This is a genomic window from Streptomyces sp. CB01201, from assembly GCF_002803085.1.
In the GTDB taxonomy this organism is placed as follows: Bacteria; Actinomycetota; Actinomycetes; order Streptomycetales; family Streptomycetaceae; genus Streptomyces; species Streptomyces hundungensis.
Genome location: NZ_NNBJ01000005.1, coordinates 368,017 through 387,001 on the forward strand (window position 1 = coordinate 368,017; position 18,985 = coordinate 387,001).

Genomic DNA, 18,985 nt, shown 5'->3' on the forward strand with positions numbered 1-18,985 from the left:
AAGAGCTGGGACGGCACGATCGCCAACGGCGTGGCCGCCACCGGTGTGGAGGGCCTGAAGACCATCGTGCCGATCAGCGCGATCTCGTCCTGGTACGACTACTACTTCGCCAAGGGCGCGGCCCTCTACGACGGCGGCCCGGCCGATCTGGCCGGTTACGTGGACAGCCCGGACGCGCAGGCCCGCTGTGCGGCGGTGCAGCAGAAGCTCGTCGACGGGGCGCCGCGCAACGGCGACTGGACGACGTTCTGGACCGCCCGTGACTATGTGCTCGACGCCCACAAGGTGAAGGCCAGTGTGTTCGTCGTGCACGGCATGCAGGACCTCAACGTCCGTACGAAGAACTTCGGCCAGTGGTGGGACGCGCTCGCCAGGAACGGCGCCGAGCGCAAGATCTGGCTGTCCCAGACCGGCCACGTCGACCCGTTCGACTACCGGCGCGGCGCCTGGGTGGACACCCTGCACCAGTGGTTCGACCACTACCTCCTCGGCTACGACAACGGTATCGAGCGGCAGCCGATGGCCGACATCGAGCGCCATCCCGACCAGTGGGGCACCGATCGCGTGTGGCCGCCGGCCGGCACCGCCGCGACCGAGGTGCACCCGGTGAACGGTCCGGTGGCGGGCGTCGGCGGCCTCTCGCTGAAGTCGGCTCCCGCCAAGTCCACCGCCACGTTCACCGACAACCCGGCGCTGGACGAGACGAGTTGGGCCGCCGCGATCGACAGGTCCACCCCCGAGAAGGCCGGGTTCGTCACCCAGCCGCTGACCCGGGACCTGCGGGTGTCCGGTTCGTCCAGGGTGACCGTCACCGCGACGCCCACCACCAGCAGCGCCCACCTCTCGGCGGTCCTCGTGGACCTCGGGCCCGACACGATCCGCAACTACTCCGGCAACGGCGAGGGTATCCTCACCGGAAGCGACCGCACCTGCTGGGGCGCGAGCACGGTCGGTGACAGCTCCTGCTACCTCACCACCTCCGCCGACAAGGCGGACGTGGGCGCCACGGTGTTCAGCCGGGGCTGGGCCGATCTCGGCCACTACGCCGCTGCCGCCAAGGGCGTGGCGCTGACCCCGGGCAAGCCGTACACGATCACGCTCGACCTGGCCGCCACCGACCATGTCGTACCGGCCGGACACCGGCTCGCGCTGGTCGTCGCGGGCACCGACAACGGGCTCATCGAGCCGGCGGCGAGCAGGCCGACCCTCACGGTGGACCTGGCACGCACCTCGGCCGCGGTGCCGTTCGTCGGCGGCGCCCGGGCCTTCGCGCGGGCGACGGCGGGGACATCCGCGCGGCTCGGCGCTCAGCAGCCGTCGCCCCGGGGCGTTCCGGTGCCGCGCATGACGCAGCGGGTGCCCGGGGGCACCGGCCGCTGACTCGGCCGCGGCCATCGGTTTCGGGTCCGCGTGGGCCCGCTCAGCGAGCCGGGCGGGGGGTGGCGGAGGGCGTGGTGTGTGCCACGGCCTTCGCCAGCTCCCGCAGTACCGGAGCGGGATCCTCGCGCAAATAGAAGTGCCCGCCCGGGAATTGACGTACCGTCAGCTCTGCCGTGGTGTGCTGCTGCCAGGCGTCGAGCTCGGCCCGCGCATGGTCCGCGCTGCCGCCGAGCACGGTGATCGGCACGGGCAGCGGCTCCGCCTCGCGCCAGGCGTACGTCTCCAGGACGCGGTAGTCGTCCCGCAGCGCGCCGACGACCAGCTCCCGCAGCTCCTTCGAGTCGAGGACCTCCTGGGGGATGCCGCCGTGCAGTCCCGCGACCCGGTCGATGAGCTCGTCGTCGGGCAGCCGGTGCAGCGGGTCCGCGACGCGCACATGGCGGTGGTGCGGCGCCGGGTAGCCCGACAGGACCAGCCGGTACGGCAGCGGCCGGCCCGCGTCGCGCAGGGCGCGGGTGATCTCGTACGCGATCAGTGAGCCGAGGCTGTGCCCGAAGAACGCGAACGGCGCCGGGCCCGGCGACACCTCGTCGAGGAACGCGGCCACCAGCGCGTCCATCGAGTCGAACATCGTCTCGTTGTACCGCGAGCCCCGGCCCGGCAGCTGCACGGCGTACAGCTCCGCGTCCGGCAGGTCGCGCGCCCAGCGCAGGTACTCCGTGGCCGAACCGCCCCCGTGCGCGAAGCAGTACAGCTTGGGCGCGCCGGGACGCGGCGCCCCGGCGACGAGCCAGCGGGGCGACGCGGCAGTGCTCATGGTGCGGGAACCTCCGTGATCGGGTGGAGCCGGATACCGGGGGATCGGCGGGGCCGGCTACCGGCGAGTCTCGCATCGTGCGCGGCAGGCGGTGTGCGGTTCCGGCCATGGCCGGGCGTGACGTCCGGCACGCGGCGCTCGTTCTGGGGGCCGGTGTCCGGGGCCCGTGTGCGGCGCGCGGGACGGGGTGGGGCCGGGGCGGGTGACGGCTTAGGATCGGACACCTCATGACTGCCACTCTCGTCGCCAAGGACCTCGCCGCCGGCCACGGCGACCGCACCCTGTTCGCCGGGCTCGACCTCGTGGTCGCCCCCGGCGACGTCATCGGCCTCGTCGGACCCAACGGCGCGGGCAAGTCCTCGCTGCTGCGCCTGCTCGCCGGGCTCGACACCCCCGAGGAGGGCGAGCTGCGGCTCTCCCCGCCCGGCGCGAGCGTCGGCCACCTTCCGCAGGAGCCCGACCGGCGCCCCGGCGAGACGATCCGCGCCTTCCTCGCGCGCCGCACCGGTGTCGCCGCCGCCCAGGAGACGATGGACGCCGCGACCCAGGCCCTGGTCGACGGCGCCCCGGGCGCGGACGACGCGTACGCCGACAGCCTGGAGCGCTGGCTCGCGCTGGGCGGCGCCGACCTCGACGAGCGGGCCGAGGAGGTCGCGGCCTCCCTCGGCCTGACCACCGGGCTCGACCAGCCGATGACCGCGCTCTCCGGCGGCCAGGCCGCCCGCGCGGGCCTCGCCTCACTGCTCCTGTCCCGCTACGACGTCTTCCTGCTCGACGAGCCGACCAACGACCTCGACCTGGACGGCCTGGAGCGGCTCGAAGCGTTCGTGAAGGGGCTGCGGGCCGGCACCGTCGTCGTCAGCCACGACCGCGAGTTCCTCGCCCGCACGGTCACCAAGGTCCTCGAACTCGACCTGGCCCAGCAGCAGATCAACCTGTACGGCGGTGGCTACGAGGCGTACCTCGAAGAGCGCGAGACCGCCCGCCGGCACGCCCGCGAGGACTTCGAGGAGTACGCCGACAAGCGCTCCGCCCTCGAAGGCCGCGCGCAGATGCAGCGCTCGTGGATGGACAAGGGCGTCAAGAACGCCCGCCGCAAGGCCACCGACAGCGACAAGCTGGGCAGGAAGTTCCGCAGCGAGTCCAGCGAGAAGCAGGCCGCCAAGGCCCGCCAGACGCAGCGCATGATCGAACGCCTCGACGTGGTGGACGAGCCCCGCAAGGAGTGGGAGCTGCGGATGGAGATCGCCGCCGCTCCCCGCTCGGGCGCGGTGGTGGCGACGCTGAATGGCGCCGAGGTGCACCGCGAGGGCTTCACCTTCGGCCCCGTGTCGCTCCAGATCGACTGGGCCGACCGCGTCGCCATTACCGGAGCCAACGGCTCGGGCAAGTCCACCCTGCTCGCCGCCCTCCTGGGGCGGCTGCCGCTGGACGCGGGGCAGGGCGCGCTCGGCTCGGGTGTCGTGGTCGGCGAGGTCGACCAGGCGCGCGGCCTGTTCCTGGGCGAGGAGTCGCTGCTCGAAGCGTTCTGCGCGGCGGTCCCCGGCACGGAGCCCGCCGAGGTGCGCACCCTGCTCGCCAAATTCGGGCTCAAGGCGCATCACGTGCTGCGCCCGGCCGGTTCGCTCTCGCCCGGCGAGCGCACCCGGGCCGCCCTCGCGCTGCTCCAGGGCCGGGGCGTCAACCTCCTCGTGCTCGACGAGCCGACCAACCACCTCGACCTGCCCGCCATCGAGCAGCTGGAGTCGGCGCTCGACTCCTACACCGGCACCCTGCTCCTGGTCACCCACGACCGCCGGATGCTGGACGCGGTCCACACGTCCCGCCGCCTGGAAGTCGCGGACGGAAAGGTCACCGAGCTCTGACTCCGCCCGGGTCACCGGAGCCTGGACGCGCGCGTTCGCGACCGGGATGCCCGGTGGCCCGAGCGTACGGTGGGCGGGTGCACCGCGACCGACTCCAAGCCGTCCTGGAAGCGCTGCCCAGGGCGGCCATCGTTCAAGGCGGCGACGACATCGTGATCGCCGTCAACCGGCGCTTCACCGAGATGTTCGCCCTCGCGGGCCGCGTCGCGACCACCCCGGGCGCCCCGCTCGCCCCGGTCGTCGACGCGGTGTGCGACACCTTCGCCGACCGGCCCAGCTGGGTCGTCGACACCACCCACGCGATCGCCGCCCGCCATATCCACCGGGCCGCCGAGATCGCTCTCACCGACGGCCGGGTGATCCGGCGGGACGTGGAGCCGCTGTACGACGCCGAGGGGGTGCCCTTCGGATCGCTGTGGACGGCGGAGGACATCACCGAGGACAAGCGCCGCGAGCACGCCTGGGAGCGGGACAACGCGGCCCTCGCCGAGCTGGCCGGGCAGCGCAACGAGTTCCTCGCCCTCGCGTCGCACAGCCTGCGCACCCCGCTGACCTCGATCCTCAGCTTCTGCGAACTCCTCGCCGACCCGGCGTCCGGCCCGCTCGACACCGATCAGAGCGCTCTCCTGGCCGCGATCCGGCGCAACGCCGCCCGTATGGAGGGCGTCATGACCACACTCATGGACACCGCCCGGCTGCGCTCTCCGCAGCTGAGGATGGAGTTCGGCCGGGTGGACGTCGCACGGATGCTCCAGCACGCCGTGCTCGACCGGATGTCCACCACCTCGCGGGCCGGGGTGTTCGTGGTGTTGCGCTGCGCGGAGGGGCCGCCGCTGCACGGCGACGAGCACCGCCTGGAGCACGTACTCGCCAACCTCCTTGAGAACGCTGCCAAGTTCACCCCGCCCGGCGGCCGCATCGAGATCGACGCGGCTCCACACGGCGACCGGTGGCACATCGATGTGGCCGACACCGGGATCGGTGTGCCCGAGCAGTACCGCGAGGAGATCTTCTCCGGCTTTGTACGCGCTCCCAACGCCGAGACCGGCGGCTTCCCCGGCACCGGTCTCGGCCTCACCATCAGCCGCGAGATCGTGCGCCGGCACGGCGGCGAGCTGACCGTCTTCGACGCCGAGGGCGGGGGAGCGGTGTTCGGCATCCGGCTGCCCGTCGCGGGGCCGCCCGCCGAGGGGGCCGGGCGATGACACGGATCCTGGTCGTCGAGGACGACCCCGACGTGGCGATGGCCCTGCGCATCCTGTTCACCCGGGCCGGATACGAGGTGGTGCCCGCCGCCGACGGCCGCGAGGGGCTGCGCCGGCTCTTCGCCGACAGCCCCGACCTGATGGTCCTGGACGTCGGCCTGCCGGAACTCGACGGCTGGCAGGTCCTGGAGCGCACCCGCGACATGACCGATCTGCCGGTCCTGCTGCTCACCGCACGGGGCGCCGAGAGCGACCGGGTGCGCGGGCTGCGGGCGGGGGCCGACGACTACCTGCCCAAGCCCTTCGGCAACGAGGAGCTGCTGGCCCGCGTCGAGGCACTGCTGCGCCGCGCCGCACCCGCCCGCTGGGCCGGGGCCTCGCACGACGAGGCGCTGCGCCTCGTGCCGGAGCGGCGCTCAGCGGTCTGGCGCGGTGAAGAGGTGCGGCTCAGCGACATCGAGTACCGGCTGCTCCAGGTCCTCGTCCGCAACCGGGGCCGGGTCGTCACCACCGACCAGCTGCTCGACCAGGTGTGGGACGACCCCCAGGGCGTCGGCCGTGAGCGGGTCAAGTTCGCGGTGCTGCGGGTGCGGCGCAAGCTCCAGCAGGCGGCGGGCAGCCTTGAGTCCGACCCCCTTGAGGCGGTACGCGGGCTCGGCTACCGGTACCGGGGCGACCACGAGGCCTGAGGCGCCCGCGCCGGGTGCGGGTGCATGCGGCCTCGGGCAGGGGGTCCGGGCCCGGCGTGGCGGGGCCTCCGGGGCGAAGGTCCCGGCCGCGGCAGGGCCGAAAGGCCCGGGTTGTCCGGTTGGCGGCTTCGCAACCGTCGGGCAACCGAACGCCATCCGGGTGCGCAACGGACACCGGCCACTCTCGTGGACGTCCCGCCGGTAAAGTTCCTGGAGTCTTCGTGCCCGCCCTGCCGCCCCGCAGCATCGCCGTCGTCCTCGGCACCCGCCCCGAGCTGATCAAGCTGACCGAGCTGATCCGCCTCCTGGGGCCTGCCGCGCATGTCGTGCACACGGGACAGCACTACGACGAGGAGCTGTCCGGCCGCTTCCTCACCGATCTCGCGATACCCGAGCCGACCTATCTCACGGGCATCGGCGGACAGCCCCGCGCGGTCCAGATCTCGGCGGCCCTGGCCCAGCTCGACGCGGTGTTCGCGGCCGAGCCGCCGCGTGCCGTGGTCGTCCAGGGCGACACCAACGCGGCGCTCTCCGGCGCGCTCGCCGCCAACGCGCGCGGGATCGCGCTCGTCCATGTCGAGGCGGGGCTGCGCAGCCATGACCGGAACATGCCCGAGGAGCACAACCGGGTGCTCATCGACCGGCTCGCGGACGTGCTGTGCGCGGCGACGCCCGCGAACCGGGACAACCTCCTGGCGGAGGGGGTTCCGGCCGGGCGCATCGAGACGACCGGGAACACGGTCGTGGAAGCGGTGCGCGGTCACATGCCCACCAGCGCGCAGCAGTTCGCGGAGCTGGAGCGGCTCGGGCTCGTAGGTGACGGGTACGTCCTGGCGACCGTCCACCGGCCGGAGAACACGGACGATCCGGCGGCGCTGCGGGCCGTCCTCGCCGAACTGGGCTCGCTGGCGGCCGAGTTGCCGGTGGTGGTGCCGCTGCACCCGCGCACCCGTGCCCGCATCGAGTCGGCGGGGCTCGGCGCGCTCCTCGAACCGCTCCGGGTCACCGACCCGTTGGGCTACCGCACATTCCTCGCCCTGGCCCGGCACGCGGCGCTGCTGGTGTCCGACTCCGGGGGCGTGCAGGAGGAGGCAACGGTCCTCGGCCGGCCGCTCGTGGTCGTACGGAACTCCACGGAGCGGCCGGAGGCGATGGGTGATTTCGCCGAACTGGTCCGCCCCGGGCCCTCGTTGGGGCAGGCGGCGCGTCGTCGCCTGGCCCAGGGCCCGGCCGGCCGCGCCCGCCTCGCCGCCCTCCCCAGCCCCTTCGGTGACGGGCTCGCCTCGCAGCGGGTCGTCGCGCTGCTGGCGGGGCTTGCGGCGCTGGGCGGGAGTGAGGCGCGCGTGGGGGCGGGGGCGGCCTAGTCCGGCCTGGTCCGGCCGTTCCGCTCCCCGGGGCCTCCTCGGCCGCGGGCCGTACGCGGCCGGTCACGCCGTTCCCCGCACCACGGGCCCCCGTACACCCAACGAGCACCCTCTCCTGCCTGCCCCCTCCCTGCAAGGGCCCCCACGGCCTGCAAGGGCCCCCACGGCCTCACGACCACCAAGGACCCCCATGCCCAACAGCCTGCTCCTCTTCCTCTTTCCCTTCTTCCTGCTCGGGTGCTTCCTGCTCTACTGGGCCGGGGCCCGGCACGCCTATCTGCGGCGGGCGGAGACCGGAGCCGGGGACGCCGAGGGGTTCGAGTGGCATTTCTTCGTGCCCTGCCGGGACGAGGAGGCCGTGGTCGGTGACACCGTGGGGCAGCTGCGCGCGGACTTTCCGTCGGCGCACGTCTGGGTTATCGACGACGACAGCGACGACCGGACCGGGCTCATCGTCGCCGGGCTCGCCGACGGCGATCGGCGTGTGCACCTGGTACGCCGGGTGCGGCCCGAGGCGCGCACCGGCAAGGGCGACGCACTGAACGCCGCCTACGAGCAGCTCGGGGACTTCCTGCCCGGCGGGGCGGACCGGGAGCGGGTCGTCGTCTGCGTCGTCGACGCGGACGGACGCCTCGATCCCCGCGCACTCGAACTCGTCTCGGGGCCGGCCGCGTTCGCCGACCCGGAGGTGGGCGGGGTTCAGGTCGGCGTGCGGATGCGCAACGTCGACGACGAGCGCCCGCTGCCCGACCGGGGCCGGATCGCCAACGCCTTCGCCCGGCTCCTCGTACGCGTCCAGGACATGGAGTTCGCCGTGTCCAACGCCGGCATGCAGCTCCTGCGGGCCCGTACCGGCTCGGTCGGGCTCGGCGGCAACGGCCAGTTCACCCGGCTCTCGGCACTCGACCGGATCGCCGCCGCCGAGCGGCGTCCCTGGCAGCGCGGCGCGCTCCTGGAGGACTACGAGCTCGGCTTGCAGATGATCCTGGCCGGTTACCGGGTCACGCACGTCGCCGACACCTGGGTCTCCCAGGAGGGCCTGCCGCACGCCCGCCGACTGCTCACCCAGCGCACCCGCTGGGCCCAGGGCAACCTCCAGTGCGTGCGCTACGCCGCCCGGATCCTGTCCTCGCGGCAGTACACCGGAGCGGGTGTCCTGGAGACGCTGTACACGTTCTTCCAGCCCGTCGCGCACCTGCTCACCCTCGTGATGTGCGCCTGGATGCTGGTGCTCGGCGGCCTCGGCTCGCTCGCCACCTGGCCGCTGACGCTGGTGCTCGCGGCGCTCTCCATCGGCCCGTTCGTGCTGTGGGGCCCGGTCTACCGGCGCGACCACGCCCCGGAGGCCTCCCGCGTCACGGGCGTGCTGTGGGGCTTCGCCCTGTGGCTGTACGCCTACCACCTGTTCGTGGTCTCGACGCGCGGCTTCGTCCGCAGCCTGCGCGGTCGCACCGGCTGGGCCAAGACCCGCCGCAACGCCGAGCCGGTCACGGTCGGCCCGACCGCCCTGGAGGGCTGATCCGCCGTCAATCAGGCGCGGGCGTACGTCAGTTGACGTACGCCCGCGCCCGTGTCGCCGTCCGGCTCAGCGGCCGCCGCGCCCCTTCGGATCGACCAGGCCCGCCTTGCGCAGGGCGTCCGCCATCGCACTGTTGGCGGGAGCCGGTGCCGGGGCGCGGCCCTGGCCGCCGCCCTGCCGGTTGCCGCCGCGCGCGTCGCCGCCGGCGCCGCCCCGGCGCTGCTGTCCCTGTCCTTGCCCCTGGCGCTGCTGCGGCGGCCGGCTGCCCTGCCCCTGGCCGCCCCGCTCGCCGCGCTCCCGCTTCGGCGTGCCGCCGCCCGGCGCGGACGCGTCGTCGTCGAGCCGCAGCGTCAGCGAGATCCGCTTGCGCGGCACATCGACGTCGAGGACCTTCACCTTGACGATGTCGCCCGGCTTCACCACGTCCCGGGGGTCCTTCACGAACGTCTTCGACAGCGCCGAGACATGGGCGAGGCCGTCCTGGTGCACGCCGATGTCGATGAACGCGCCGAACGCCGCCACATTGGTGACCACGCCTTCGAGGACCATCCCCGACGCCAGGTCGCCGATCTTCTCGACGCCCTCCTTGAAGGTCGCCGTCTTGAACGCCGGTCGCGGGTCGCGGCCCGGCTTCTCCAGCTCGCGCAGGATGTCGGTGACGGTGGGCAGACCGAAGGTCTCGTCGACGAAGTCGTCCGGCCGCAGCGAGCGCAGCACCCCGGTGTTGCCGATGAGGGACGCGACCTCGCTGCCCGCGGTCTTCACCATGCGACGCACCACCGGATACGCCTCGGGGTGCACGCTGGAGGCGTCCAGCGGGTCCTCGCCGTCGCGGATCCGCAGGAAGCCGGCGCACTGCTCGTACGCCTTCGGGCCGAGCCGTGCCACATCCTTCAGGGCCCGGCGCGAGCGGAACGGGCCGTTGGTGTCGCGGTGCGCCACGATGTTCTCGGCGAGGCCCGAGCCGATGCCGGACACGCGGGAAAGCAGCGGCGCCGAGGCGGTGTTGACGTCCACGCCCACGCCGTTCACACAGTCCTCGACCACCGCGTCGAGGGAGCGTGAGAGCTTCACCTCGGACAGGTCGTGCTGGTACTGGCCGACCCCGATGGACTTGGGGTCGATCTTCACCAGCTCGGCCAGCGGGTCCTGAAGACGCCGGGCGATGGAGACCGCGCCGCGCAGCGACACGTCCATGTCCGGGAACTCCTGCGAGGCGAACGCCGAGGCCGAGTAGACCGAGGCGCCGGCCTCCGACACCATCACCTTCGCGAGGCTCAACTCCGGGTGCTTGGAGATGAGTTCACCAGCGAGCTTGTCCGTCTCGCGGGAGGCGGTGCCGTTGCCGATGGCGATCAGCTCGACCGCGTGCTCCCGGCAGAGTCCGGCCAGCTTCGTGAGCGCCTGGTCCCACTTGTTCGCCGGGACGTGCGGGTGGATCACATCGGTGGCGACGACCTTGCCCGTCGCGTCGACGACGGCCACCTTCACGCCCGTACGGAAACCGGGGTCGAGGCCGAGCGTGGCGCGGGTGCCGGCCGGGGCGGCGAGCAGCAGGTCGCGCAGGTTGGAGGCGAAGACGCGGACCGCCTCGTCCTCCGCGGCCGTGCGCAGGCGCAGCCGCAGGTCGATGCCGAGGTGCACCAGGATGCGCGTGCGCCAGGCCCAACGCACCGTGTCCGCGAGCCACTTGTCGCCGGGGCGCCCCCGGTCGGCCACGCCGAAGCGCCGCGCCACCATGTTCTCGTACGTCGAGGGGCCGGGCTCGGGCGAGGGCTCCTCGGGCTCCAGGACGAGGTCGAGGACCTCCTCCTTCTCGCCGCGCAGCATCGCGAGCACCCGGTGGGAGGGGAGCGCGGTGAACGGCTCGGTGAAGTCGAAGTAGTCGGCGAACTTGGCGCCCGCCTCCTCCTTGCCCTCACGGACCTTGGCCGCGAGGCGGCCCTTCGTCCACATGCGCTCGCGCAGCTCGCCGGTCAGGTCGGCGTCCTCGGAGAAGCGCTCGGCGAGGATGGAGCGGGCGCCCTCCAGGGCGGCCGCCGCGTCGGCGACGCCCTTGTCCGTGTCCACGAAGGCGGCGGCCGCGGCGAGCGGGTCCACCGACGGGTCGGTGAGCAGGCCGTCGGCGAGCGGTTCCAGACCGGCCTCGCGGGCGATCTGCGCCTTGGTGCGCCGCTTCGGCTTGAACGGCAGGTAGATGTCCTCCAGGCGGGCCTTGGTGTCGGCGCCCCGGATCTGCGCCTCCAGGGCGTCGGTGAGCTTGCCCTGCTCCCGCACGGACTCCAGGATCGCGGTGCGCCGGTCCTCCAGCTCGCGCAGATAGCGCAGCCGCTCTTCGAGGGTGCGCAGCTGGGCGTCGTCCAGCATCTCGGTCGCTTCCTTGCGGTAGCGCGCGATGAACGGGACGGTGGACCCGCCGTCGAGCAGCTCGACGGCGGCCTTCACCTGCCGCTCCCGTACGCCGAGTTCCTCGGCGATCCTGCCTTCGATGGACGTCGTCACGTGCCGTACCGCCTTCTCGCTGAGCCTGGGGCGCCATTGTGGCAGGCGGCACCGACAATCGACGATCAGCCCTTGCCGGCGGCCGGTCCTCGTCGAAGAGAACGGCTCGGGCCCGAGGTCAGCTCTTGCCGACCAGGTCGGCCGGGAAGCCGCCCGCCAGGGCCGCCGCCACGGTGAAGCCCTTGGCGAGTTCGGTGAGCCGTGCCACGCCCTGCTCGCCGAGAAGTTCGTAGGGGGCGAGGTCGAGGCGGTCGGTGCGGTCCTCCAGCTCGGCGCGCAGCGACACGCCCGCCTCGGTCAACTCGCCCTCCGCGTCCAGGAGTCCGCGCTCGCGCAGTCGTCCGGCGGCCGCGTCCCACTCGGCGCGCTCCCAGCCGCGGGTGGCGATGACCCAGTGCGGGGACATGCCCTTGCCGGTCGCGGTGTGGCTCACGAGTGCTTCGAGGGGGTCGAGTTCCAGGTCGAGCAGAGCGGTGAGGTGGCCGTCGCCCCGGTGCTCGCGCAGCAGCGTCGCGGCGTGCCAGAAGGCGAGGTGCGGCTGCTCGGGCACGGGCAGGTCGGCGTGGGCGGCGTACAGGGGGCGGGCATGCCGGGTGCAGCCCTCGGTGGCGCGCAGCGCGAGCCGGGCGGCCTCCATCATCTCCTTCGACGCGATGGCCTCCTCGCCGAGCAGTCGGCGCAGGGTGCGGTCGACGGCCCGCAGGCGTGCGGCCAGCACGGCCTCGGGGGCGGCGGTGTCCCACACGGCGGGCAGATGCCGGGCGACGAGGTCGTGCTTGAAGTTGTAGAAGGTGGCCGCCACCACGCCGGGCCCCACGGCGCCCATGGCGGCCGCCCGCCCGGCGAAGTAGGCGGCGCTGCGGTCCTCGACGCCGAGCCGGGCCAGCTCGCGGGGGAAGTCGGCCGAGAAGTAGACGGTCGCGTGCAGCGAGTTGACGGGGCTGTGGCAGTGGCGTCCGGCGCGCGGGGCGAGAGGGCTCATGCCCGCACGTTACCGACTGGTCGGTACGGGGTGAAGGGGCGGGGCGGGCCAGGTCGCCCGCGCGGGGCGGGTCCGCTCGCCGACGCCGCCCGGCGGCCCCGGCCCCGATGGCAGGAAAGGTGGGGTTCTTGTCATTGCGGCCATCGGCCCCCGGCCCAAGGATGGACGTATGACGCAGCGCTCCGTCCTGGTCGTCCTCTTCGACAACGTCCAAAGTCTCGATGTGACCGGACCGGCCGAGGTGTTCGCCGCGGCGTGCCGCGCCCTCGGGGACCCGGCCGCCTACCGGCTGCGCTTCGCCTCGCTCGACGGGGCGCCGGTCACCTCGCACAGCGGGCTGCGGCTCATGGCCGACTGCGCGCTCGCGGACGCCGGTCCGGCCGACATCCTGCTCGTCCCCGGCGGCGACGGGGCGAGTGCGCCCGACCCGCGCCTCGTCAACTGGCTGCGCGCACAGGGCCCGCGCGCCGGACGGCTCGTCTCGGTGTGCACGGGCTCGCTGCTGCTCGCCGAGGCCGGGCTGCTCGACGGGCGCCGGGCCACCACCCACTGGGCGCTGTGCCGGCGGCTGGCCCAGCGCTATCCGGCCGTGGAGGTCGAGCCGGACCCCATCTTCGTGCGGGATGGCAACGTTGCCACGTCGGCCGGGGTCACCGCCGGAATCGACCTCTCGCTCGCCCTGGTGGAGGAGGACCACGGCAGGGACGTGGCCCTGGCCATCGCCCGCGCCATGGTGGTGTTCCTGCGCAGGCCCGGGAACCAGGCGCAGTTCAGTGCCCAGCTCGCCGCGCAGACGGCCCGCCGCGAGCCGCTGCGCGAGCTCCAGCAGTGGATCGCCGAGCACCCCGACGGGAACCTGTCCGTGGAGGCCCTGGCCCAGCGCGCCAGCCTCTCGCCCCGCCACTTCGCCCGCGCCTTCCACGCCGAGACCGGCACCACCCCCGGCCGCTACGTCGAGCGTGTCCGCCTGGAGTACGCCCGCCGCCTCCTGGAAGAGACCCCGGACGGCATCCAGGAGGTCTCCCGCGCCGCCGGCTACGGCACCTCCGAGGCGATGCGCCGTGCCTTCGTCAAAACATTGGGGACGGCCCCCGCCGAGTACCGCCGCCGCTTCCGCCCCGCCCCCGCCCAGCCCTGACCGGCCCGCGCGTGCCCGCCCCGACCACCCTTGAGAGGCCCCCGTGCAGATCGCGATCCTGCTCTACGACCGGTTCACCGCCCTGGACGCGGTCGGCCCGTACGAGATCCTGGCCCGCGCGCCCGGCGCCGAGACGGTGTTCGTGGCCGAGCGGGCCGGGACCGTCCGCAACGACAACGGGGGCAGTCTCGGCCTCGTCGCCGACCGGACGCTCGCGGAGGTGCGGCGGCCGGACCTCGTGGTGGTGCCGGGCGGGCCCGGGCAGACCGGGCAGATGGACAACCCGGTGATCCTGGACTGGCTGCGCGAGGTCGACGCCACGACGACGTGGACGGCGTCGGTGTGCACGGGCTCCCTGCTGCTCGGCGCGGCCGGGCTGCTCGACGGCCGCCGCGCCACTTCGCACTGGCTGGCCCTCGATCTGCTCGCGACGTTCGGGGCACGGCCCACCGGCGAGCGGGTCGTCATCGACGGCAAGTACGTGACGGCCGCCGGTGTCTCCTCCGGCATCGACATGGGCCTCACCCTGCTCGGCGAGATCGCGGGGGACCGGTACGCCGAGTCCGTGCAGCTCCTGACCGAGTACGACCCGCAGCCGCCCTACGACACCGGCTCGCCGCACAAGGCCCCGGCCCAGCTGGTCGAGGAGCTGCGCGCGGCCGGCCGCTTCTCCCGGGCCGACCCCCACTGACCTTTCGCCCCACATCCGAAGGACACCCACCCGAAGGACACCCAGCACATGCAGATCGCGATCCTGCTCTACGACCGGTTCACCGCCCTGGACGCGGTCGGCCCGTACGAGACGCTCAGCCGGCTGCCGGGCGCCGAGACGGTGTTCGTCGCCGAGCGGGCCGGGCCGGTGCGCAACGACAGCGGGAGCCTCACCCTGGTCGCCGGGAAGTCGCTCGCGGAGGTGGTCGGGCCGGACATCGTGGTCGTGCCGGGCGGCCCGCCCGAGGCCGTCGCGCCGCACCTGGAGGGCGGGCCGGTCCTGGACTGGCTGCGCAGGGTGGACGTCATGACGACGTGGACGACATCGGTGTGCACGGGCTCGCTGCTGCTCGGCGCGGCCGGGCTCCTCAGCGGCCGGCGTGCCACCTCGCACTGGCTCGCCCTGGACGAGCTGCGCGGGTTCGGCGCGAGGGCGACGGAGGAGCGGGTGGTCCTCGACCACAAGTACGTCACCGCGGCCGGGGTGTCCGCCGGCATCGACATGGGCCTCACCCTGCTCGGCGAGATCGCCGGGGACCGGCACGCCGAGTCCGTGCAGCTCCTCATCGAGTACGACCCGCAGCCGCCCTACGACGCGGGCTCGCCGCACAAGGCGCCCGCCGACCTGGTCGAACAGCTCAGGGCCAGGGGCGTCCCTCAGGGCTGAGGCTGCCAGCCGAAGCGCGGGGCCCGGCGCTCCAGGAACGCGGCGATGCCCTCGGCGGTGTCGCCGCAGCCGTGCTCCTGGGCGGCCCAGTACGCGTCCCGGTCGGTCCTGCCGTCCGCGAACTCCTTCGCCGCCGCCTGGGTGAGCCGCGAGCGCGACACCAGGATCCGGGTGAACGCGGCCACCCGCTCGTCCAGCTCGCCGGCCGCCAGTACCTCGTCCACCAGACCGGTGCGCAGCGCCCGGGTGCTGTCGATCAACTCCCCTGAGAACAAAAGGTACTTGGCGGTCGCCGGCCCGACGAGCGCGGTGAGCCGGCGGGTCGCCGACGCCGGGTAGACGATGCCGAGCTTCGCCGGGGTGACACCGAACAGCGCCCCCTCCTGCGCGAACCGCAGATCGCAGGCGGCCGCGAGCTGGCTGCCGCCGCCCACGCAGTGCCCGCGCACGGCGGCGAGTGTCGGCTTGGGGAAGGCCGCCAGCGCCTCCTCGGCCCGTACCGCGAGCGCCTTCGGGTCCTCGCCGGGCTCGCGCAGCGTGGAGATGTCCGCGCCCGCGCAGAACGTGTCCCCGGCCCCGGTGAGCACCAGCGCCCCCACCCGTGGATCCGCGGCCAGGGCTTCGAGCAGCGGCGGCAGCGCCCGCCACATCGCGGAGGTCATCGCGTTGCGCTTGGCGGGATGGCTGATCACGACGGTGGCGACGCCCTCGGAGAGGCTCTGCTCCAGCTGCGGCTGCATGCGCCGGATGCTATCCGGGCTGCCGAAACCTATGATCACAAGGGGGTCGCACGCGGATCGACTAGGAGACGCTGATGGCCGGACCCAGGCAGAACGACGGACCCGAGCCCCATGGGGAATCCCGCCGGAACGTCGGGCGCGAGGGCCGCAAGCTCAGCCGCAGCTTCGGACTGCTCGCCCTGCTCGGGGCGATCCTGGTGGTGGCCGGCCTGGTGGGCCTCGCCTACACCGAGTTCGCCACCCTCACCACGATGCTGCTCTTCGGCTGGCTGTTGCTGATCGGAGGCGTGATCGGCCTGGCGCACGCGATCCAGTCGCGCGGCTCGGGCTTCTTCTGGCTGGCCGTGGTGGTCGCCGCCCTGAACCTCGCCGCGGGCGTGGTGATCATCCGCCGTCCCGAGGGCAGTGCAGAGGCCCTCACGATGTTCGCCGCCCTGCTGTTCCTGACCGGCGGCGTCTTCCGCCTCGCGGGCAGTGTGGTGGTGCGCGGGCCGCAGTTCGGCTGGACGCTGGTGCAGGGCGCGTTCGGCGTCCTCCTGGGCATCCTGGTGCTGGCGAACTGGCCGAGCAACAGCCGGTACGTCATCGGCTGTTTCTTCTCGCTGGCCCTGTTGTTCGACGGGCTGGGGCTGATCGCGATCGGAGTGGGCGGACGCAGAATCGTCACTCTCGTGAGTGACGCGGTGGCCACGGAAGAGGGCGGCAAGGGCACCCCTCCGATGTCTCCGACACCCCCGCAAGCCATGGCAAAGCCGTCAGACGAGGGTCGGAACCAGCCCGAGAGATGACCTTCTGCGCCATCGGGGATCAAAAAGCGTCGATAGACGCTGACTTCTGTTCAGTCCCTCGGTCCGGACCAACGCACTCCCGACACTCTTCAGCAGACGGGTGTGCAGTCGAGCCGCGAGGGTGGTGCCGGAAACATGGAGATCCGCGGGAGCCTGCCGCCCGAACCCGCGGCCCCGGCGCGGCAGCAGGCGTACGAGGGCGTGTGGCGGTTCACCGCGCCCGCCGTCGACGCCTCCGTGCCGCAGGCCCGGCACGCGGTGCGCGACCTGCTGCGCCGCCAGGGCGTACCGGCCCACGAGGACCTCATCCAGGGCCTGCTCCTGATCGTGTCGGAGCTGGTCACCAACGCGGTCAGACACGCGGCCCTGCTCTCGCCGCAGGTCGCCGTCGAGGTGGCCATCGGCGCCGAGTGGATCAGGGTGTCCGTCGAGGACAACCATCCCTACCGGCCCAAGGCCCTGGAGGCCGACTACGCGCAGACCGGCGGCCGGGGCCTGCTCCTGGTCCGCGAGATCACCGAGGAGGCCGGCGGGGTGTGCGACGTCGAGCAGACCGCGAGCGGCGGAAAGATCGTCTGGGCCGCACTCCCGCTGGCCCCCCTGCCGGGGATCACCAGCCCGCGTCGGGCCCCGTGAGCTCCTTGACCGCGGGCCGCGCCGCGTCCAGCACGGTCATGAACCACGCCGAGAACGTGTCGCGCGCGTGCCGCTCGGTGAGCTCCTCGGGCGTCACGAACACGGTCTCGCCGACCTCCTCCGGGTCCGGCCGCAGCGGCGACTGCACCAGGCCCACGAAGAGGTGGTTGAACTCCTGCTCCACCAGGCCGGACTCCGGGTCCGGGTGGTTGTAGCGCACGGTGCCCGCCTCGGCGAGCAGCGACGGGGCGATGCCCAGCTCCTCGTAGGTCCGCCGGGCGGCCGCCGCGAACGGGGACTCACCGGGGTAGGGGTGGCCGCAGCAGGTGTTGGACCAGACGCCGGGGGAGTGGTACTTGCCGAGCGCCCGCCGCTGGAGGAGCAGCCGGCCCGCGGGGTCGAAGAGGAAAACGGAGAACGCCCGGTGCAGCTGCCCGGGCGCCTGGTGGGCGGAGAGCTTCTCCGCGGTTCCGATGGTGCTGCCGCTCTCGTCGACGAGTTCGAGCATGATCTCTGGTGCGGTGGCGCCCGTGGTCCCGTTCGACGAGTTGTTCGCCGTGGTGGCTGGTGTGCTCGGCATAACCATCCTTCGCTTCGGTCCTCGGCTGCTCAGTCTGCCGTACAAAAGCGGCGTGTCCGCCATTGACCGGCATCCGCATGTCCTGCCCCACGCGAGGCCGCCGGAACCGCGCGTTCAGTGGCAGAGCTTCGCCTCGTGCTCGGCGTGGCCGCCGGGCTCCAGCTGGAACGTGCAGTGCTCCACGTCGAAGTGGTCGCCCAGGCACCCCTGCAACTCGTGCAGCAGCTTCTCGTGCCCCACGGAGTCGAGAACCTCCTGGCTGACCACCACGTGCGCCGAGAGCACCGGCATCCCCGAGGTGATCGTCCAGGCGTGCAGGTCGTGTACGTCCTCCACGCCCGGCAGTTCCACGATGTGGGCCCGCACCTCCGCCATGTCGACCCCCTTGGGGGCCGACTCCAGGAGCACGTTGAGGGTCTCACGCAGCAGCTTGACGGTCCTCGGCACGATCATCAGGCCGATCACCAGCGAGGCGATCGGGTCGGCCGCCTGCCAGCCCGTGGTCATGATGACGAGACCGGCCACCACCACGGCCGCCGAGCCGAGCGCGTCCGAGAGGACCTCCAGGAAGGCGCCGCGCACGTTGAGGCTGTCCTGCTGCCCCTTCATGAGGAGCGAGAGGGAGACCGAGTTGGCGACCAGACCGATCAGGCCGAAGACCACGGCCGTGCCGCCCGCGGTGTCGGCCGGCTCGACGAACCGCGTGACCGCCTCGAACAGGACGTAGCCGCCCACCCCGAGCAGCAGCAGACAGTTGGCGAGCGCGGCGAGGATCTCGGCGCGGGCGTACCCGTAGGTGCGGTTGCCTTCGGCGGGGCGGTTGGCGAAGTGGATGGCGAGCAGCGCCATCGCGAGCCCCAGGCCGTCCGTCGCCATGTGCGCCGCGTCCGCGACGAGTGCGAGGGAGTCCGCGAGCAGACCGCCGACGATCTCCACCACCATCACGGTCAGTGTGATGCCGAGCGCGATCCGTAGCCTTCCCTTGTAGGCGGCGGCCGCGGTGCCGGTCGGCGGCGGCCCGCCGTGTGTGTGTCCGTGGTCGTGCCCAGCCCCCATGAAGGCCCTCCCGGATCCGTCGCCGATCAATCCCGATGTCTCTGTACGAGGGGTCAGTGAACTACGGGTAGGGGGTATGTGCAACACGGCACTGAACACCGTTGTCATGTGCTCTGACCTGCGGAAATGCTTGCAGGTCAGAGGGTTGGGGTGATCAATTCGCGGGCCTGGTCGCAGGGTTCGCGGCCCGGGCTCCGCGGCGGTGTTCGAACGCGGTTTGTGGGCTGCGCCCTTGATCGACCATGATGATCGCGGCGCCCGCGCAACGGGCGGTCCCGGGCCTCATCGGCCGTAAACGGCCAGTGAATTCCCGGTTCCGAGCATCCGATAGCCTCTGCCGACGTGC

General features: G+C 73.0%; 17 protein-coding genes. 11 read left to right on the forward strand and 6 right to left on the reverse strand.

Annotated features, from left to right (window positions below):
* Positions 1-1,380: CocE/NonD family hydrolase C-terminal non-catalytic domain-containing protein (locus CG740_RS13765; RefSeq protein WP_234376239.1), on the forward strand; the 1,380-nt coding region annotated here is incomplete at its 5' end.
* A gap of 40 nt (positions 1,381-1,420) precedes the next feature.
* Here CG740_RS13765 and CG740_RS13770 read toward each other — a convergent pair.
* Complete coding sequence (locus tag CG740_RS13770) at positions 1,421-2,197, reverse strand: thioesterase II family protein (protein WP_100575361.1); 777 nt, start codon at positions 2,195-2,197, stop codon at positions 1,421-1,423.
* Between the two features lie 227 nt (positions 2,198-2,424).
* Here CG740_RS13770 and CG740_RS13775 point away from each other — a divergent pair, with 227 nt between their 5' ends.
* The 5 genes from CG740_RS13775 (at position 2,425) to CG740_RS13795 (ending at position 8,839) form a co-directional block, all read left to right on the forward strand.
* Positions 2,425-4,062, forward strand: coding sequence for an ABC-F family ATP-binding cassette domain-containing protein (locus tag CG740_RS13775; RefSeq protein ID WP_100575362.1), 1,638 nt, complete (start codon positions 2,425-2,427; stop codon positions 4,060-4,062).
* 77 nt (positions 4,063-4,139) lie between these two features.
* On the forward strand, positions 4,140-5,267 hold the full coding sequence (locus CG740_RS13780) for a PAS domain-containing sensor histidine kinase (protein WP_100575363.1): 1,128 nt from the start codon (positions 4,140-4,142) through the stop codon (positions 5,265-5,267).
* On the forward strand, positions 5,264-5,956 hold the full coding sequence (locus CG740_RS13785; protein WP_100575364.1) for a response regulator transcription factor: 693 nt from the start codon (positions 5,264-5,266) through the stop codon (positions 5,954-5,956). Before CG740_RS13780 ends, CG740_RS13785 begins: the two co-directional genes overlap by 4 nt.
* A 221-nt stretch (positions 5,957-6,177) precedes the next feature.
* Positions 6,178-7,320: a non-hydrolyzing UDP-N-acetylglucosamine 2-epimerase gene (gene wecB / locus CG740_RS13790; protein WP_234376240.1), complete on the forward strand. Its 1,143-nt coding sequence runs from the start codon at positions 6,178-6,180 to the stop codon at positions 7,318-7,320.
* Between the two features lie 190 nt (positions 7,321-7,510).
* Complete coding sequence (locus tag CG740_RS13795; protein WP_100575365.1) at positions 7,511-8,839, forward strand: glycosyltransferase; 1,329 nt, start codon at positions 7,511-7,513, stop codon at positions 8,837-8,839.
* Positions 8,840-8,905: 66 nt separating this feature from the next.
* On the opposite strand, the gene CG740_RS13800 is transcribed toward CG740_RS13795, so the two are convergent.
* Positions 8,906-11,341, reverse strand: a complete 2,436-nt coding sequence (locus tag CG740_RS13800) for a Tex family protein (RefSeq protein WP_100575366.1) — start codon at positions 11,339-11,341, stop codon at positions 8,906-8,908.
* A 118-nt stretch (positions 11,342-11,459) separates the two neighbouring features.
* Positions 11,460-12,323: an SCO6745 family protein gene (locus CG740_RS13805; protein ID WP_100575367.1), complete on the reverse strand. Its 864-nt coding sequence runs from the start codon at positions 12,321-12,323 to the stop codon at positions 11,460-11,462.
* Between the two features lie 169 nt (positions 12,324-12,492).
* Here CG740_RS13805 and CG740_RS13810 point away from each other — a divergent pair, with 169 nt between their 5' ends.
* The 3 genes from CG740_RS13810 to CG740_RS13820 are packed head-to-tail and all read left to right on the forward strand — an operon-like array spanning position 12,493 to position 14,839.
* Positions 12,493-13,461, forward strand: coding sequence for a GlxA family transcriptional regulator (locus CG740_RS13810; protein ID WP_100575368.1), 969 nt, complete (start codon positions 12,493-12,495; stop codon positions 13,459-13,461).
* Positions 13,462-13,504: 43 nt separating this feature from the next.
* Positions 13,505-14,152, forward strand: coding sequence for a DJ-1/PfpI family protein (locus CG740_RS13815; RefSeq protein WP_100575369.1), 648 nt, complete (start codon positions 13,505-13,507; stop codon positions 14,150-14,152).
* Between the two features lie 48 nt (positions 14,153-14,200).
* Positions 14,201-14,839, forward strand: coding sequence for a DJ-1/PfpI family protein (locus CG740_RS13820; RefSeq protein WP_100575370.1), 639 nt, complete (start codon positions 14,201-14,203; stop codon positions 14,837-14,839).
* On the opposite strand, the gene CG740_RS13825 is transcribed toward CG740_RS13820, so the two are convergent.
* A complete protein-coding gene (locus CG740_RS13825) occupies positions 14,830-15,579 on the reverse strand; it encodes an enoyl-CoA hydratase/isomerase family protein (protein ID WP_100575371.1) in 750 nt (249 codons plus the stop codon). The genes CG740_RS13820 and CG740_RS13825 overlap by 10 nt on opposite strands.
* Positions 15,580-15,653: 74 nt before the next feature.
* Here CG740_RS13825 and CG740_RS13830 point away from each other — a divergent pair, with 74 nt between their 5' ends.
* Complete coding sequence (locus CG740_RS13830; RefSeq protein ID WP_100575372.1) at positions 15,654-16,367, forward strand: HdeD family acid-resistance protein; 714 nt, start codon at positions 15,654-15,656, stop codon at positions 16,365-16,367.
* Between the two features lie 135 nt (positions 16,368-16,502).
* Entirely contained in the window at positions 16,503-17,003 is a 501-nt protein-coding gene (locus CG740_RS13835; RefSeq protein WP_100575373.1) for an ATP-binding protein, read from the forward strand.
* On the opposite strand, the gene idi is transcribed toward CG740_RS13835, so the two are convergent.
* Both idi and CG740_RS13845 read right to left on the reverse strand, forming a co-directional pair.
* Complete coding sequence (gene idi / locus CG740_RS13840) at positions 16,978-17,583, reverse strand: isopentenyl-diphosphate Delta-isomerase (RefSeq protein ID WP_100575374.1); 606 nt, start codon at positions 17,581-17,583, stop codon at positions 16,978-16,980. The genes CG740_RS13835 and idi overlap by 26 nt on opposite strands.
* 114 nt (positions 17,584-17,697) lie before the next feature.
* A complete protein-coding gene (locus tag CG740_RS13845; RefSeq protein ID WP_100575375.1) occupies positions 17,698-18,639 on the reverse strand; it encodes a cation diffusion facilitator family transporter in 942 nt (313 codons plus the stop codon).
* Positions 18,640-18,985 lie beyond the last annotated feature (346 nt).

What these genes read in the sequence shown, in the direction of transcription:
- CG740_RS13770 (WP_100575361.1), bottom strand. Translation starts at nt 2,197, where the DNA reads ATGAGCACTGCCGCGTCGCCCCGCTGGCTCGTCGCCGGGGCGCCGCGT.
- CG740_RS13775 (WP_100575362.1), top strand. Translation starts at nt 2,425, where the DNA reads ATGACTGCCACTCTCGTCGCCAAGGACCTCGCCGCCGGCCACGGCGAC.
- CG740_RS13785 (WP_100575364.1), top strand. Translation starts at nt 5,264, where the DNA reads ATGACACGGATCCTGGTCGTCGAGGACGACCCCGACGTGGCGATGGCC.
- CG740_RS13795 (WP_100575365.1), top strand. Translation starts at nt 7,511, where the DNA reads ATGCCCAACAGCCTGCTCCTCTTCCTCTTTCCCTTCTTCCTGCTCGGG.
- CG740_RS13805 (WP_100575367.1), bottom strand. Translation starts at nt 12,323, where the DNA reads ATGAGCCCTCTCGCCCCGCGCGCCGGACGCCACTGCCACAGCCCCGTC.
- CG740_RS13810 (WP_100575368.1), top strand. Translation starts at nt 12,493, where the DNA reads ATGACGCAGCGCTCCGTCCTGGTCGTCCTCTTCGACAACGTCCAAAGT.
- CG740_RS13820 (WP_100575370.1), top strand. Translation starts at nt 14,201, where the DNA reads ATGCAGATCGCGATCCTGCTCTACGACCGGTTCACCGCCCTGGACGCG.
- CG740_RS13825 (WP_100575371.1), bottom strand. Translation starts at nt 15,579, where the DNA reads ATGCAGCCGCAGCTGGAGCAGAGCCTCTCCGAGGGCGTCGCCACCGTC.
- CG740_RS13830 (WP_100575372.1), top strand. Translation starts at nt 15,654, where the DNA reads ATGGCCGGACCCAGGCAGAACGACGGACCCGAGCCCCATGGGGAATCC.
- CG740_RS13835 (WP_100575373.1), top strand. Translation starts at nt 16,503, where the DNA reads ATGGAGATCCGCGGGAGCCTGCCGCCCGAACCCGCGGCCCCGGCGCGG.
- idi (WP_100575374.1), bottom strand. Translation starts at nt 17,583, where the DNA reads ATGCCGAGCACACCAGCCACCACGGCGAACAACTCGTCGAACGGGACC.
- CG740_RS13845 (WP_100575375.1), bottom strand. Translation starts at nt 18,639, where the DNA reads ATGGGGGCTGGGCACGACCACGGACACACACACGGCGGGCCGCCGCCG.